This is a genomic window from Streptomyces sp. NPDC057702 (assembly GCF_042799315.1).
Classification (GTDB): Bacteria; Actinomycetota; Actinomycetes; order Streptomycetales; family Streptomycetaceae; genus Streptomyces.
This window is the reverse complement of the sequence record NZ_JBHVJC010000007.1, coordinates 48,422-64,317: the sequence shown is the minus strand read 5'-3', so window position 1 is coordinate 64,317 and position 15,896 is coordinate 48,422. Positions and strand designations below refer to the sequence as shown.

4 protein-coding genes are annotated in these 15,896 nt (G+C 76.3%); 1 reads left to right on the top strand and 3 read right to left on the bottom strand.

Translation table 11 applies throughout. From position 1 onward, the window contains the following. Window positions 1-119: 119 nt before the first annotated feature. Window positions 120-2,036 (bottom strand): PP2C family protein-serine/threonine phosphatase, encoded by a 1,917-nt coding sequence (locus ACFVFR_RS06985; RefSeq protein ID WP_383698644.1) that lies wholly within the window; start codon window positions 2,034-2,036, stop codon window positions 120-122. An 828-nt stretch (window positions 2,037-2,864) separates the two neighbouring features. On the opposite strand from ACFVFR_RS06985, the gene ACFVFR_RS06980 reads away from it, so the two are divergent. Further along, on the top strand, window positions 2,865-3,548 hold the full coding sequence (locus ACFVFR_RS06980; protein WP_383698643.1) for a bifunctional DNA primase/polymerase: 684 nt from the start codon (window positions 2,865-2,867) through the stop codon (window positions 3,546-3,548). Window positions 3,549-13,825: 10,277 nt separating this feature from the next. On the opposite strand, the gene ACFVFR_RS06975 is transcribed toward ACFVFR_RS06980, so the two are convergent. Together ACFVFR_RS06975 and ACFVFR_RS06970 are read right to left on the bottom strand one after the other, a co-directional pair. Next, entirely contained in the window at window positions 13,826-14,815 is a 990-nt protein-coding gene (locus ACFVFR_RS06975; RefSeq protein ID WP_383698642.1) for a DUF5926 family protein, read from the bottom strand. Window positions 14,816-15,186: 371 nt separating this feature from the next. After that, entirely contained in the window at window positions 15,187-15,810 is a 624-nt protein-coding gene (locus ACFVFR_RS06970; RefSeq protein ID WP_383698641.1) for an ATP-binding protein, read from the bottom strand. Between the last annotated feature and the right edge of the window lie 86 nt (window positions 15,811-15,896).

The window sequence follows — 15,896 nt, the reverse complement described above, 5'->3', positions numbered from 1 at the left end:
GGGCCGAAAACGAAACCGGCACGAGCCCAGCCCCACACGGGGCGTGACGCGCTCACGTGACGCGTCTCACGCCCCCCGCGCGCCCACGGGCGGCCCCCGCCGGTCGGTCACGGGCCGGGTCAGTCGAAGCGCGCTGCCAGCAGGACGACGTCCTCGTCGCCGGCGCCGACCCGGCCACCGGTGGCGTCCGGCCCGTCGGGGAGCACCGCGCGCAGCACGTGGTCGAGCAGCGCGTCCGGGTCGCTCCGCGCGGCCCGGGGCACGCTGGCCGCCGCCGCGTGCAGACGGGCGAACGCCTGGTCGGTCGGCGCGCCGGTGCGGTGCAGCAGCCCGTCGCTGTAGAGCAGCAGCGTCTCGCCCGGCTCCGGCCGCACGCCCACGCTCGGCGCCTCCCAGCAGGCGAGCATGCCCAGCGGCGCGGACAGCGTGGTCTCCACGTACGTGGTGCGCTCCGGGCCGATGAGCAGCGGCGGGCAGTGTCCGGCGCCGGCCAGGATCACCGAGCGGTGGGCCGGCTCGCAGTACGCGAAGAGCGCGGTCGCCGAGCGGGCGGGCTCGGTCAGACGCAGCAGGAGTTCGAGGTCGGACAGGACGGCCACCGGGTCCTCGCCCTCCAGGACCGCGTACGCGCGCAGCGAGGCCCGCAACCGTCCCATCGCCGCCACCGCGCTCGGCCCGCTGCCGGTGACGCCGCCGACGCTGAGCCCGAGCGCGCCCTCGGGCAGCGGCAGCGCGTCGTACCAGTCGCCGCCGCCGGACGGGCCGGTGTGGTGGCGGGCCGCCAGCCGCACCCCCGGCACCCGGGGCAGCCGGCTCGGCAGCAGCTCCTCGCGCAGGGTGGCCACCGTGCGGCGGGCCCGCCGCAGTTCGACGTGGCGGGCGATGTGCTCGGCCGCGAACCGGCAGTAGAGGCCGACCAGATGCCGCTGGCGCGCGGTCGGTTCGGTGGGCTCGTCGTACAGCCAGACCACGGCCCCGATCCGGCCACGCGGTGGCGCCGGTTCAACCGTGAGCGCGGGGTTCACCGAGGTGAGCGGGGTTCGCCGCGCGCGGCTGGCGCCGTGGCCGGCGTCGGGGCCGGACTCTGGGCCGGCGTCGGTGGCGGGCGCGGGCCCGGGGCCGGGCGCGGTCCGCGGGTCGGGGTGGGTGGCGGGTCCCGGCGGGTGGGGCGTCCGGTCGTACGCGGGGGTCGGCGGGCCCCCGCGCGACTCCAGCGGCAGGGCGTAGCTGGCCGCGTAGCCGAGCCGGGCGGCCACCTCGCGGTGGCGCGGGTCGAGATCGTCCTCGCTCGCCAGGTCGGGGTGGGCGTCCTCGTACGGCCAGCCCTCGCCGGCTCCGCCGAGACCGGGGGCGCTGCCGTGCCCGGGGGCGCGGCCGTGCCCGAAAGTCCGGTCGGTGGTCTCGTCGTGCCCGCATGCCTGGCCGTGCGGACCGTCGTACGCCCGGTCGCGCGGGCCGTCGGGGGGCCGCTCGTGCCCCGCGGGCCGGCCGTCGGTCGGGCCGGCGTGGGGCGCGCCCGGGGGCGGGCGCTCGCCTCGGGCACGCGGCGGGTCGGCGGGTTCGGGGAGCCCGTCCAGGAGGCGGCCGACGGAACCCGAGGCGCGGGGGATGGTCTCGATGTGGCCAAGTTCGGCCCGCCCGAGGCCGAGGCCGATGGTCGACACGGGGCCCAGGCCGTCGGCGGGTTCGAGGGCGGCCAGCCCGCGCCGCGCGCCGACCAGCGCCGCACCGGCACGCAACATCTCGCGCAACGCGTCGTCCAGCGTGGCCGCCTGGGCCAGCCGCTCGGTGAGCTCGTGCAGCGTGGTGAGGTCCGAGACCCAGCCGGCGAGCCGGTCCTGGACGGCGGTGTACGGGGTGCCGGCGGCGGAGTCCGTACGCGCGGGGCTCGCGGGGTGGGCCGAGGCCGGCTGTGGCGCCGACGGAGCGGCGTCGGAGGGGGAGGAGGGGGCCGCTGAGGGGGGCCTGGGATTCTGCGAGGGGCCCGGAAGAGAGGGATCGATTCCAGCCGCTTTCGGAATGCGGCGCGCACTCATGATTGACCGCTCTCGGCCCTGGATAGGGGCTGACCGGCGACGTACCGGAACTCATCAAGCAGTATGCCCGTATTTGTTCTGATCTTTTGCGCTTTATTGGGCCGCGAGGTGAGATCGAGAGGCAGGGGCATTCGTCTCAATAGCATCGCAAACCCCCATGTCATGTTGCGTCGCTATGAATGCTCCACATGTACACGCACCCGTAAGGTGATGTCTAGCACTGGACCGGCAGGGTTGTTGGTGTCTGTGGCGAATCAAAGTTGTCTTGAAAATGCTCACCAAGCTGTCAATTTGCGGTCGACTGTCGTCATCCGGCAGCGCGTCATACCCACCTCGGGGGGTATGGACTTGTTGAAGGGCGGGGGCAGTTGGGTCGACCCGGAACCCCATGGCGGGTCCGAGCGTCTTCATCGATGACGGTCGAGCCCACCCTCAGCAGTGGCGGGGGACGCACACTGAGTACGAGTCGGCAGGCGCGCCGCGCACGCCACCCCTCGCCACGGTCCACGCTCGACCGCAAGGGGCTCCTCGGGTAGCACGGTGGGGGAGGGACACTCCCTCGGCACGTGCGGTGACGTGAGTTTCACGAGAGGTAATCGGCGCGGTGTACCGGCGCCGTACCGCGCAAGCAAAGCGCAAGGACGTTGCGAAACAGTCGTAACGTCCGCAGTGCCTGAAGTGTCAGCAGTGTCGGTAGTGCCACCGTGTGAGCAGTGCCACCGCAGTGCCATGCGTCGCCTGGACCGGGCGACGTCATGGAGATGAATCGTCCGCTGTCTCGTACGGCAGTCCGCAGCCCTCGGCGTGCACGGAAAGGAACGAGCGCTCATGCGCGAGATCCCCGGAAGGCGACGCAAGTTCTCGATGCGGCGGGGCAGGAGGACGGCCCTGCTCGGCGCGGCGCTCACCTGCGCCACCGAATGGCGCTGGCCGATCCTTCCCGGAGTCGGCATCCCCCCAGGAGGCAGGCCCGGCGAGTGCGGGTGCCCACACCCTGACTGCGTGGTGCCCGGCGCGCACCCCTTCGACCCCGGCCTGCTCGCGGCCACCACCGACGCCCGGATGGTGCGCTGGTGGTGGACCAACCGGCCCACCGCGCCGATCATCCTGGCGACCGGCAACCAGGCGCCGTGCGCGGTGAGCCTGCCCGCCGTCGCCGGCGCGCGCGCGGTCGCCGCGCTCGACCGGGCCGGCGTCGCCATCGGCCCGGTGATCGCCACGCCCACCCGGTGGTCACTGCTCGTCGCCCCGTACTCGCTGGAGCAGCTCGGTGAACTGCTCCACCGCCAGGACTGGGTGCCCAGCTCGCTGCGGTTCCACGGCGAGGGCGGCTACGTCGCCCTCCCGCCGTCGCAGATCGGCGCGGGCCAGGTGCGCTGGGAGCGTGCTCCCCGCCCGGCCGCCCGAGGCGTTCTGCGCCCGTGGCTCCCGCAGGTCGACACCGTGGCCGACGCCCTGGTCGAGGCCAGCGCGAGCGCCCCCGGCGGCAGCAGCAGCGAACTCGCCTACTGACCCGCCCCGGCGGCGCGCGCCCGCTGACGCGCGTCGACCCCCGCCGACAGCCGCGCGGGTGGCGGCCGGCCCGAGCCGCCTCCCACCCGCGCCTCCTCCCGCGTCCCACCCCAGGCACCCCGCCTCCCCCGCGAGACGTGCGGCTCCCCCGCGAGACGTTCGGCTCCGCCGCACCGACCAGGCCGCGGGGGCCTTGGCGCGCGGTGCGGGGGTGCGCGGGCGCGCGGCCGTGTGGGTGCCCGGGCGCGCGGGTGCCGTGAGCGCTTGGTGAGCCCACCGCCGCGCGGGTCGCTGGCGGTACGGGTTTCGGTGTCGGTACGGGTGTCAGTGCTGGCGGCGTCGTCGGTGTGGGTGTGGGCCTCGCGAAGGCGGGCTCGGGTGTGCCGGGCGAGCCCAGCGCCGTCCGAGCCCGCCGCCGTCGCCGACTCACCCGGGTCGACGGCCCGGTCAGATGTACGCGTACGAGTGACAGCTTCGGCGCGGGTGAACGCGTACGGGGTGTCGGCTGTGGCGCGGAAGTCCTCATGGTTGGTCGCCCCGCCGCGCGGGTCGGTGCGAGCAGACCGCCGCGGCACGTGTACGCGCGTGGGGTGACGGCTGCGGCGCGGGGACCCTTACGGGTCGGTCGCCGTTCCGCGTGGGTTGGTGTGGGGTCGGTCGTCACCTCGGGTCGGTCGTCGCCTCGCGCGGGCCGGTGCGGGGCGACGGCTGCGGCACGGGCACCACTACGGGTCGGTCGCTGTTCCGCGTGGGTGGGGGCGAGGTGGTGGTCCCGCGTGCGGGAGCACGGGGGACGCCGCGCAGCGTGGGCCGGTGCGGGGGCGGTCGCTGTGCCGGGTGGGTCGGTACGGGGTGCCGGGTCCGGCGCGTGTACGTGTACGGGGCGACGGTTGTGGCGCGGGGGGACCCTTACGGGTTGGCCCCCGTGCCACGCGGGCCGGGGTGGGGTTGGTCGTCGCCTCGCGTGTGCCGGTGGGAAGTGACGAGGTCTGGAATCGGGGAGGCGGGGGCGGGTTGCCTGTCGCCCAGGTGAGACAGGTTGTCTTTCGCTTGGCGAGAGAGGCGCCCTCGGGTGACGGGGCACGGTCGGCGGCTGCGGGGTGGCGCACAACGATCTCGGTGTGCCCTCGCGTGGCGGGGCGTGCGCCGGGTGGGCTGAGGCCGCCCGCGCCGGGACGGTTCGCATCGGGTCGTGCGCGTCGGGGTGCCGTGTGACACGGGGTGCGTGTGTCGGGGCTTACGCGCGGGGGTTGTTCGCACCGGGGTTGTCTGTCTCGGGTTCCTGCGCCAGCGCTCTTCGCGCGGGAGCCGCCCGGGTCGGGGGCCTTCGGATCGCCGTCGTTCGCGTCGCCACCGCGCGCCGGCGGAGGCACCGGTGGGGGAGCCGCGCGCTGGCGGAGCCTTCGGCGTGGGTGTCGCGCGCTGGTGAACGTCCGAGCTGAGGGACGTGTACGGGGGGAGCCGTCGGTGTCGAGGCGGTCGGTGTCGGGGTGGCCTGCACCGCCCCGGGTGGGGTCGGGGGCGGAGGCTCGGTGTCGGAGGGCCGGTGTCGGGGTGGCCCGTGCCGGGTCGGGTGAGGCCGGGAGGAGGCTCGGTGTCGGAGGGTCGGTGTCGGGGTGGCCCGTGCCGGGTCGGGTGAGGCCGGGAGGAGGCTCGGTGTCGGAGGGTCGGTGTCGGGGTGGCCCGTGCTGGGTCGGGGTGGTGTCGGCTCGGGGTTGTGCCGGGCCGGGGTTGTGCCAGGCCGGGTCGGCCTCGCCGGGGTTCGTAGGCTCGGTTCGCCCGCGTCCGAGCCGGCCTGTGCTGGCGTCGCGCGCGCTGGGGCGGCGTGCGGGGGAAGCCGCCGGGCGTCGGGGCGGCTCGCGGTGAGGGCGGCTCGTGGTGGGGCTGGCCGAGCCCGGAGCCGTCCGGGCCGAGGGCCCGTATCCGTACCGGTGTCGATACCGGTGTCGGTCCGCCTGAGCCGCTCGGGTCGAGGTTCTTCGGGTCGGAGCCGTGCGGGTCGGAGTCGTCCGAGTCCGGGCCGCCGTGCTGACGGGTGCCCGTGGCCGGGTGCCCGTGTCGGGGTCCTCTGGTGCCCGGGTTCGTGACCGGCCCGTCGTCGTGCGGGGGCTGACGCGTCGCTCGCGCGCCCATGTCCGGACGCCTCGTGTCTTCTGTTCTTCAATGCCCCGTACACCCATGCGGCGCCCCGTTCCAGCGGCGTACGGGGCGTCGCGGCCCGCCCGTGACCCCGTGTGCAGCCTCTCCCGTGGACGCGCGGTAACCGTGGAACCCTCCAATTGCCCACCGGAGCTCGTCGGGCCCGACGGCGCGCGCGGAGAGCGTCGCGCGGGCGCGCGATCACGGAGAGTGCAAGCGTGATCGCGCCACGCTCAGGTCACTGGCACGGGCAATCAACTCGTCGGTACTGGCTTGATATCGACCCTCAAGCTTCGCTCAAATGTGACGCAAGTGGCTTGTGTGACAGATGTGATGTGGCGCCTCAAGGGGCCACACCTCGACCGCCGAGACGAAGTGCCCCCGCCGAAGCCACCACCGCGCGGGCCCCGCCAGCCGCCACCGCTCCCTCCCCGAGCCGCGTCCCCGCCTGAGCCCGGCCCGGCGCTGCCCCCGCCCCGCCCCGCCGACTGCCGCTGCCCTCGTTGCCCCGACCGTTGCCCCGCCGTACAAGCCTCCGGCGGACCCACGCTGCCCCGCGATACGCCCCGCTCCGCCGTACGCCCTGCCCCCCGTACGCCCTGCCCCCCGTACGCCCCGCCCCCCCCGTACGGCCCGTCCCCCCGTACGCCCCGCCCCCCCGTACGGCCCGTCCCCCCCGTACGGCCCGTCCCGGCGTACGGCTGCCCCCGTGTGGCCCCCAGCCGCCACGCCCCTTCCGTGAGCGGCGCGGGGCCGGCGACGTGAGCCTGTCGGGGGCGGCCGTGGGCGAACGGGTGGGGCGAGTGACGGTGGGGCGACGCGTACGCCCGTGCCGTGGGCCCGGGGTCACTCCCTGGCCGGGCGGCAGGCGTGTGGCGGCCGGCGCGTGGCGGTCGGGGCCGGCGGCCGGCGTGGGGTCGCGGTGCTTGGCCGCCGGGGACGGGGCCGCGATCACCGGCCGGGCGGCCGGCGCCTGGCGGCCCGCCGCGACACCCGGCCCAGGTGACGGCCGGGCGAGGCGACGACCGGCTGCCCGACGGCCGTGGAAACCGCTGATCGGTACGCCCCGTCAGGCCCGTTGGCCCCAGAAGGCGCGTGGGCCCCAGAAGACGCGTACACACCGGGGTCGACCGACCCAACGATCGAGCTCAGGTGAGGCACCTATGCCGGGCCGGGCCGGGGGCGTCGCGTCGGGTCAAGGCCGGTGTACTGGTGCCCAGGGGGCCGCCGTCGCTGGAGTGAGTGGTGGTGTGGAGCGGTGGTGCGGACGTGGGCCACTCGGCGTTCGTGATCGGTGAGTGGGGTCGTGAGCTGCCGCGACGGGGTCGGTGGCGGGCCAGAGGGAACGGGTGGGCGAGGCCGGGCGTGGCGCCGTATCGGCTGGTGGGGTTGCCGCGGTGGCGTACGGGGATGCGGGCCGCCCAGGGGGTGGTCGGGCGGTGGGGTGGTGAGCTGCGGTGACTCCGACGGCGTGGGCGGGCCGGGCCGGGCCGGGGTCGAGGCCGTTGCCGTTGCGTCGCTGAGGGGCGTCGCGGTAGCGCGTGGTGGTGTGGACCGGTGGCGCGGGTGGCCCGCGCCGCAGTCGTGGTCTGGCGGCGCGTGGCGGCGGGGGGCGTGCCCGCGAGGGGGTGTGCGGGCTGGGGCGGGGGCGAGGCCGGTGCCGTAGCGCCTGGGCGGTGTCGCGGTGGTACGCGTTCCTCGGTGCGGGCGCGGGCCGCCCGCGATTGCGACCTGGGGGTAGGGCGGTGGCCTGCGGCGACTTCGACGGGGCGCGCGCGTTGGGCCGAGGCGAGGCCGTTGTCGTGGTGCTGTGGAGGGGGCGTCGCGGTGGTGTGGGCCGGTGGTTCGAACACGGGCCGTCCAGTGGTGGCGACCGGGGGGGGCGGTGAGCTTCGGCGACTCCGATGGGGTGCGTGTGCCGCGTCGGGGAGTCGCCGCCAGACCGGGCGCGGCCGGGCGCGTCGCCGTATCGCCTTGTGGGTGCCGGGGTGCCGGGGTGCCGGGGTGCCGGGGCGGCGGGGCGGCGGGGTGGCGGGGTGGCGGGGTGGCGTGGGCGGTGGTGCGGGTCGTTGGTGCGGGCGGGCCGCCTCGCGGCTGCGGCCTTTTTGGCGGCGCGTGGCGGCGGGGTGGCGTGGCCGCGAGGGTGGCGTGGCCACGAGGTGGTGTGCGGGCCGGGCGGGGGTGAGGTCCGTGCCGTAGCGCCCTGGGGGCGTCGTGGCGGTACGTGTTCCCAGGTGCGGGCGTCGCGGGGCCGCCTGGCGGTCGCGATCGGGGGTGGGACGGCGAGCTGTCGCGACCTCGACGGGGCGAGGGAGGCGGGCCCGGCGAGGGCGAGTCCACCGGCGAGGTGCCCTGAGCTGCGGCCGGGTGCGGCCTCCGTGCGGTGGGTGCGCCCTCAGTGCGGTGGGTGCTCGGCGGCTCGGAGGGCGGCAACGACCGCGCGGTAGGGCACGAGCGTCCCCCGAACCCGATGAGGCCCGGGGTGACGGCGGGCCCGCGCACACCGTCGGGCCGGCGACCGGTGGGCCACCCGAGTCGCCCGTCAACCGCCGACCGGCCGGGCCGGCTTCAGCCCGCCCCTCCTCGGCTGTCCCCGACCTCGCCTCGGCCCGGGCCCTGCCCCGTTCGCGGGCCCGCCCGGCTCGACTGGCCCTGCCCCGGGCCCTGCCACGGCCGGGCCAGCCCCGCTCTGACTCTGCCCTGGCTCGGCTGAGCCCAGTACCCCGTCTGACCTGGCGCGTCCCGTCTCGCGCCCTGCTTCGGCCGGGCCCGGCTCCGCCCCGGCTCGGCCTGGCCCAACCGGCGCCAGCCCTCCACCCCGGTCCGCCTCGCAGCGCCCCGGTGCGGAGCACCACAGATCCCACGTCCATCGCTGGCCCCGGCCGTCACCGGCTCGCGCCTCGCCAAGGAGGTGGCTGGTCGCCTCACGGCACGTGCGTACGCGTCGCCGACCTGGAACCCACCCCGCCCCGACCGGCCTGACGTGACCCCGCCCCGATCCGACCCAACCGGCCTGACGCGACCGCGCCTCGACCGACTCCGGCCCGACCTGGCACGCCCCCTGCCCCACTGTGACTGACCTGGAACCCACCCTGACCTGCCCCGACACGGTTCGACCTGGCCGAGCTCACCCCGCCCCGACACAGTTCGACGCGATCAAGCTCGGCCGCCCCGCCCCGCCCCGCCTCGACGCGGCCTCGCCCCGACCTGACGTGACCGAACTGGCGCCCACTCCGACCGGGCCCGCCTCGACCGCCCCGACCTGACGTAACCCCGGCCTGCCACGACCGACACGACATCCACTCGACACGGCTGAGCTCGCCCCGCTACGCCCCGAAGTGGCCCCGCCCCGACCGCCCCCGGCTTGACCGGTCGTGACCTCACCCCGCCGCGACTGACCCCGACGTGGCCCCGCTCCGACTGGCCTCGCCCCGACCGGACGTGACCCCGTCCCACCGCGACGAACCCGGCACGCACCCCGACCCAGCCCGACACGGCCGAGCTCGCCCCGACCCGACCGACTCTGGCCCGACCGGACGTGGCACTACCCCACCGCGACCAACCAGCGCCCACCCTGACCTGGCCCGACACGGTTCGACCTGGCCGAACTCGCCCCGCTACACCCCGACTGGCCTCGGCCCGACCGGACGTCATCTCATCCCGCCGCGACCGACCCGGCACGCACCCCGACCCGGCCCGACACGGCCGAGCTCGCCCCACCCCGACACAGTTCGATGCGGTCAAGCTCGCCCGCCCCGACGTGGCCTCGCCCCGACCTGACGTGACCGACCCGGCGCCCACTCCGACCGGGCCCGCCTCGACCGCCCCGCCCCGGCTCGACTGGGTACAGCCCTCTGACCTGCCTCGATACGGTGCAACACGGTCAAGCTCGCCCCGCTACGCCTCGACTGACCCCGACGTGGCCCCGCTCCGACTGCCCCCGGCCCGACCGGACGTGACCCCGTCCCACCGCGACGAACCCGGCACGCACCCCGACCCAGCCCGATACGGCCGAGCTCGCCCCGCTCCGACTGCCCCCGGCCCGACCGGACGTGACCCCGTCCCGCCGGGACCGACCCGGCACGCACCCCGACCCGGCCCGATACGGCCGAGCTCGCCCCGCTCCGACTGCCCCCGGCCCGACCGGACGTGGCCCCGTCCCGCCGCGACGAACCCGGCACGCACCCCGACCCAGCCCGATACGGCCGAGCTCGCTCCGACCCGACCGACTCTGGCCCGACACGACGTGACCCCGTCCCGCCGGGACCGACCCGGCACCCACCCCGGCCCGGCCCGGCTCGACCGGACGTGACCCCGTCCCGCCGCGACGAACCCGGCGCCCACCCCGACCTGGCCCGACACGGCTGAGCTCGCCCCGCCCGACCGCCTCTGGCCCGACCAGACGTGGCCCTACCCCACCGCGACCAACCCAGCGCCCTCCCTGACCTGCCTCGATACGGTTCGACACGGCTGAGCTCGCCCCCGTCCCGCCCGACCCCGACGTGCCCCAGGAAAACCGGCCCGCCCAGCCGAACGCCGCCCCCGCCCCAGCTCGATCGACCCCGCCTCGCCCGACCCGGCTCAACTCGACTCGGCGGGGCTCGGCCCAACCCCATCAGGGTCGGCTCAGCATCCGGCGGGAAAGCATCCGGCAGGACATGGCACGGCGGCGGCCGGACGTGCCCCAGCCCCAGGTCGGGCCCCGCACCCGGCGGCGACACGTATCGATGGGGCCGTAGCCGCAGTGCACGGTGCTCGCCGGTCCACCCGGCACCAACCCACCCGTTCACCGGAACCGCCGGCCACCCCCGGCCCGAGCCAGCCACCGCCGTCGGCCGCGCCCGGCGCGATACCGGCCGGCCCGGCGCAGCGGTGGCGAAGCGCGGCGGTGGCGAGGCGCGGCGACCCACGGGTGCGCCGGCGACGAACGGCTGTGGGGTACGTGGGGCCGGGGCCCAGGTGCAGGCCCCGGGGCCCGGCGACGTCCGAACGGCACGGGTCCGGAGGACCGGTGGACGCCGGACGGCAGTGGCCGGGCAGCCGGCGCGGCGGTGCGACGTGGGCCGGTGCGGGTGCCACGAGCAGCGGCGCCGTGGGCGGGGTCCGACGTATCGGGGCTGGCGCCCAGCGCACGGGGCCGGACGCGATCGAGGGGCCGGCGCGGTGCGGGCGCCGATGCCGCGGGCGGCGTGAGGGGTGTGCCGGGGAGCGCCAGGACCGCCGGGGCGGGGGCCGGCCCGGCGTGGGCGGTGGCGGGGCGTGCCGCGTTCGCCGCGAGGGCGCCGCGGGCGGTACGCACGGCCCAGCCCGCCGGGCGTGCCGTCGGAGGCCGCGTACGGTCCCGTGGAACGCCCCGTCGCGGGTGTACGCGGCGACCTCGGCGCCCGCGACGGCACGCCCGAGCCGGGACCGGAGCCGCGAGCCGACGGAGAGCCGGGGGCGGGCCACGGCGGCGGCCTGGGCGTGGTCGGTCGGGGAAGTGGCCCGTGCTGCGGTCCGAGTGGGGCGCGGCCCGTCGTGGAGCCCGTCGTGGCGGGGCGCAGCTGGCGTGCTCGGCTGGGCGTGCTCGGCCCGGGGGCGGCCCGTGGCGGGGGCCGGTCCGGCGAGCAAGGACCCGAACGGCCGTGGTCCCGCCGCGAGGCGCAGCCCCGCGAGGCGCTGCGGCGGGGCCGGCGGATGGTGGCGCGGCTGACGGGCAGCCAGAAGGCGGCGGCTGTCCGGGGCGTGGGGCCCGGGACGCGGGGTGCGGATACGGTGTGCGGCCTCGGGCCGCGTACCGTGATGGGTTCCTCGGGCGTGGCGGCCACGCAAGGCTCGGGGCGGCAACTGCGGGTCGCCCGGGGCGGGATGAGCGGGCCGGGGGCCACGCGCTCCTCCGCGCTGCCGGCGACGTCGGCCGGGCATGGAAGCGCCCGGTCGCTGGCGACGGGGGATGCACCAGCGACCGGGCTCCTAGAACGGTAACAAGAGATCGGCGGTTCGCAAATTCGATCGCGGATTTCAAGACGCGTATTTCCTGGCTAATACCGGGAGTTGTGACCAGGGTCACGCATCTGGATCGTCTGGAGATCATCCGTGGTCGGCCCGTCGGAGACGCGCTGTGATCGCCCCACCTCTCGCCGCGCGCGGCCCGGGCTAACTCCGCTATCCCCGAGCAATCGCGGCTATCCCCGGGTCACGTACGCGACAGCGGAGCTCCGCTGGCCGTACGGGGACGCCGTACGCGACCGCCCCGGGTGCGCGCCGCCTCCCGGAACGCCCCACGACCCGAACCGGCGCCTCGGGAAACCCCGGACTTAAACACGGGGAGCCTCCGCAAACTCCCGGGAATCGACCGGGAACTCCTTTGTCGAAGCACGTGGACACACGGTGCCGACCCGCCAGGTCCCGTACCCGCCCGACGGGCCCGGCCACGGCCCGCCGGGCGTCTGTACGGCCCGGTGCGGCGGCCCGGCCCCGCCGAGGGCCCGGCGGCGGGGTAGGGCCGGCTCGCGAGGTCGTCACGCGGGCTTTCGCGCTGGTGGGGCCGGGGGTGTGCGGCCTCGACGGGGCCCGCGACGGCCCCGTGTCCGCGCCTCCCGCCGGCCGAGCGAACGACGTCGCGGCGCGGCCCGGGAGCGGGAGGGGAGTCAATTCACGGGTGTGCCGACGCGCGTCTGCGACGGTCGCGTCTTCGCTGCCACTCGCAGTTCGACATTCGCATCCAGAGCGGTGCAGTATGCGACGCCGGATGCCGGGGCGGATGGGTACGCCAGTGTCCGCCGCGTGCGGAACGTGTGCCGCATTGTGCGGACCGTACGAAAGATTTGTCCGTACCGTACGAACGAACACGTTCCGCAAAGACGCTGCGATATCCCCGCCCCGCCCCGGGGGCGGCGAAGAACGGAACCCGTGGAAGTCGTGCGACCTTGCCGTCGGCTACGAGGCCCCATTCGGCGCACCCCATCCGTCAACGCCCGAATCGATCACCCGGCGCCCCGCGAACGCCCTCGCCCCGGCCGCTCAAAGAATCGGGCAAACGGTCAGCCGGGCGCACGCGTCATTGACGAGGAAACGGAGCCGGAGGCCACGGCATATGCGGAATACGATATTCCGAAAACGGCACCCGGCCAGCCCCGGCACACGGTCCCCCACCACTAGCCCAACCCACCACGCCGGCCGACACGGCCCCCACGCACCCCACCTCGCCGCCTCCCCCGCCAGCCCCGGGCACCCCACCCGTTCCACCCCCGCCCCCCCGGAACGAGCCCACCACCCCAGACCGGCCCACCCCCACCCCGCCACACCATCCGCCCGACCCTTCCGGGGCAAGCGCAACCCCTCCGGGTCCGGCCCCCCTCCGGGGCTGGCCCCCACTCGCGGTAAGCCCGCCCCTTCCGGGCCTGGCCCCCCTTGCGGGTCTGGCCCCCCTTGCGGGTCCGGCCTCTCCCTGAGGGGTGAGCCGACCCCTCCGGGTCCCGATTCTCTTCCGGGGAAGCCCGACCCTTGCGGGCCTGACCCCCCTTCCGGGCCTGGCCTCCCCCTGAGGGGCGAGCCGGCTCCTCCGGGTCTCGGCCCCCTTACGGGTAAGCCCGACCCTTCCGGGTCTGGCCTCCACTCGGGTAAGCCCAACCCCTCCGGGCCCGGCCGCCCTCCGGGCCCGGCCCCACTACGGGCCCCGCGCGCCCGCGCGCCCAGCGCTCCGCGCCGGACACCACCGCGTACGCCGCCACCGCCACCGCCTCCGCGTCAGCCCCGCCCCGTCCCCGTACGCCACGGTCGCGCTCTCCCGCGACACCCCCGCGCCCGCGTCGTACGCCGGTCAGCGCCCGCCGCCCCGCGCGGGCCCGCCGTACGCCACACCCCGGCGCGGGCAGCGCCCTCACCACCGCCACCTCGCCAACCCGCCGCCGCTCGCCGACTGGCGGGCCGGACCGCGCGGTCGGATGCCGGGGCGCCCCGCGCCGGGGGCCAGCTGTCGGGGTCCTGGCGCCGGACTCAGGGCCGGTGTCGGTGTCAGGGGCGGAATCGGGGTCGGGTCGGGGGCTGGTGCTCGGGGGAGTGGGGGTCTGCCGGGGGTGGGAACGGCGCGGGGCGCCCGGCCCGGTCGCGGGGTGGCGAGCGGTGCGGGGCGCCCCGGGGTGGTGCGGTGGTGGGGGTCAGCTCAGGGTGACCTGACGGTTGGTGAGACCGCTGCGGGCGCGGCGCTCGTCGGCCGACAGCGGCGTGTCGTCCGCGAGCGCGCCGGCCAGCCGCTCCGCGAACTCCGCGGCGGGCTTCTCCACGTCGTCCGCGCGCATCGCGGTCGGCAGGTCCCACACCGGCACGGTCAGCCCGTGCGCGCGGAACGAGCCGACCAGCCGCGTGCCCTCGCCGAGCGAGGAGGCGCCGGCCGCGTGCAGCCGGGCGAGTGCGTCGAGGAGCTTCTCCTCCGGGTGGGTCATCACCCAGCGCAGGTGGTTCTTGTCCGGCGTCTCGCACCAGTACGCCGACGCGACGCCGGTCAGCCGGGCGGTCGGGATGGCGGCCTCGTTCGCCCGCTCCAGGGACGCGGCGACCTCGCCGCTCGCGTTCTGCGCGTCCTCGATCCAGAACGCGAACCCGTCGTGCACCACCGGCTCGAAGGGGCGGTCCGCGTCGAGAAGGTCCTGCAGCCGTGGCCCCTCGCCCGGCGCCCGGCCGGCGCCCTGCGCGTCGCCCGCCGCGACGGGCGTACCCGGCTCGGCGGCCAGCGCGCGCCGCAGCGTGCTCGCCAGGTCGCGGCTGAGGTCACCCGAGGTGGTGTCGTTCTGCAGGCCCAGCAGGACGGCACCGTTGTCGCGGCGCAGCGCGGGCCAGGCCATGGGCAGCACCGTCGCAAGGGTGATCGACGGGACGCCCTCCGGCAGCCCGTCCTTCAGGTGCAGCTCGACGGTCGCCGCGGGCACCAGTTCGCGCAGCGCCACCCAGTCCGCCTCGCCGGGCAGCCCCTCGAACGGGCGCTGCACGAGCTCGGTCACCGCGTGCGCGGCGGCCCTGCCGTGGCACGCCTTGTACCGCCGGCCCGAGCCGCAGGGGCAGGGCTCGCGGGCGCCGACCACGGGGTAGGCGGCATCGGAGGCCGCGCCCTGGGGCGTGGTCTTCGGCTGGGGGCGGCGCTTCTTGGCCATGGCGTGGCTGTCTCCCGATCGGTACGGCTCGTACGCATCGCGAGCCTAGCTCTTCCGGCCCACCCCTCGGCCAGCGCACGTGACAGTCGGCCGCCGCGTGGCGGGCCGACACGGGAAAGCGGAACCGGGCGGCGCGACCCCGCACGCGGCCGTGGCGCCGGAACGGGCCCCGCGCGGCGGGTGGTCGGGCGGGAGAAGAGACGGGGTCGGGCGCGCCCCGCTCGTCGCGGCGAGCGCGGGCCGGTGGGCCGAGCCAGGAGCCCACTACGCCCCGTAGCAGCCGATCGGGCCCGGTCGGGCTGGTCAGACCGGGTGACGCGGAGCGCGGGGGAGAGGTGGCCCGGGGCGTGCGCCGGGGCGGGTCGGTCGGCTCAGGCGGTGCCGCCGAGCTCGCCCAGGCCGTCGAGTCCGTTCAACTCTTCAAGGCCGTCCAGGCCGTCGCCGTACGCGCCCCGGGCCTCGGGACGCGGCGCCACGTAGCGGAGTTCGGGTCCGAGGAGGACGCGCGCGGGCGGCTCGTACGACGCGTCATGTGTGGACAAGATGGCCCATACGGTGACTTCGCCGTGACCGTCCCGTACGCCCCACTCTTCGGCGAGTGCCGCGATGATGTGCAGGCCCCGGCCGCCGCGTGCGGTGATCGACGGGGTGGCTGGAAGTGGTCTTGTCGGGCCGCCGCCGTCGGTCGCCTCGACCGTGAGTCGGCCCCGCGCGTCCACGCGCCAGGCCGCGCGCATCGCGCCGGTCGCGCCGGGGTTGGCCGCGCCGTCATCGAGGGTGTCGCCGTCGCCGGCGGCCAGCGGTCGGCCGTACCGACACGCGTTTCCGAGCAGTTCGGAAAGGATCAGTACGGCGTCGTCTATGACCGATTCCGGCACCCCGCTGGAGCGAAGCTCCCCGCGCATCCGGTGCCGCGCCTCACCCACGCCCGCGGGGCCATGGGGAACGGACATCATCGACGACGTCGGCACTTCCTGTGCCACCACCAACGCCACCCCCGAGACCTCCTTTGCCCCATGCCAGGGGATGGATGCCCGGAGGAAGTGGATCGGAAACCGGCCAACTGCGATCGGGTGACGTA

What these genes read in the sequence shown, in the direction of transcription:
- ACFVFR_RS06975 (WP_383698642.1), bottom strand. Translation starts at nt 14,815, where the DNA reads ATGGCCAAGAAGCGCCGCCCCCAGCCGAAGACCACGCCCCAGGGCGCG.
- ACFVFR_RS06985 (WP_383698644.1), bottom strand. Translation starts at nt 2,036, where the DNA reads ATGAGTGCGCGCCGCATTCCGAAAGCGGCTGGAATCGATCCCTCTCTT.
- ACFVFR_RS06980 (WP_383698643.1), top strand. Translation starts at nt 2,865, where the DNA reads ATGCGCGAGATCCCCGGAAGGCGACGCAAGTTCTCGATGCGGCGGGGC.